The organism is Clostridium sp. CTA-19 (genome assembly GCF_054767855.1).
Genome location: NZ_BAAABH010000084.1, coordinates 1 through 840 on the forward strand (window position 1 = coordinate 1; position 840 = coordinate 840).

Sequence of the window (840 nt, forward strand, 5' to 3'; positions counted from 1 at the left end):
AATTGACAATGGACAAAGGACAATTGACAATGTTGGAGGAAACTGGACTACCAGTTTCTTTGAATTAGAGGGAGTAAAATTTGAGTTTAGGATATAAAACCAAACAAAAGCTATATTCAAAGTGCACAGCCGTAACAAGAAGGACAGGCGTAGCTAAGTATATTTTCCATAGGTTATTTTCACAGTGAAATCTAAAAGGTATTAACAAAACCTAAAGCAATCAAAGCCAGTCCTTAAGATAGTTAATAGTTAAAAAGTAATAGTTAAAAGTTGAGGATGAAAGTGGTAACCACTTTCTGAAAATGATTTAAAAAAGAATGTAATTTGCTTTATAAATTTATACAAAAAGTTCTTTATTTAAAGCTATCAATTTCATTTACATAAGTTGTAAATTTTGTTAACATATATTTATAATCATGTAAGGTATAAAAGGGGTGGTTGAGTCATGAAGAAAAAGATAACTTGTTTATTGATAAGTGCTATGGTTGCAGGAGTTTGCTCTACACCTATCAATGCATATGCTGCTAATAATAGGGTTACTAGAATAAATGGTAGTGATAGATATGGAACATCTATTGAAATCGGAAAAAAATTTGTAGGAGATGAAAGTGTAGATGCCGTAATACTTGCAAGTGGAAAAGATTATCCAGATGCATTAACAGGTTCTATACTTTCTAAAAAATATAATGCTCCTATAATTTTAGTTGATTATGATCCTAAAACTAGTATGGAACAAATAGCATTTATTCAATCAAGATTAAATCCTAATGGAAAAGTATATCTATTAGGTGGAGAAAAAAATATAAACAATAATTATATTAACTATTTAAAACAAATTGG

The 840-nt window shown here is 28.8% G+C and carries 1 protein-coding gene; it reads left to right on the forward strand.

Features of this window, described 5'->3' with window-relative positions; translation table 11 throughout:
- Positions 1-445 precede the first annotated feature (445 nt).
- The coding region (locus tag ACYUE0_RS17695; protein WP_460271935.1) for a cell wall-binding repeat-containing protein at positions 446-840 on the forward strand (395 nt) is incomplete at its 3' end.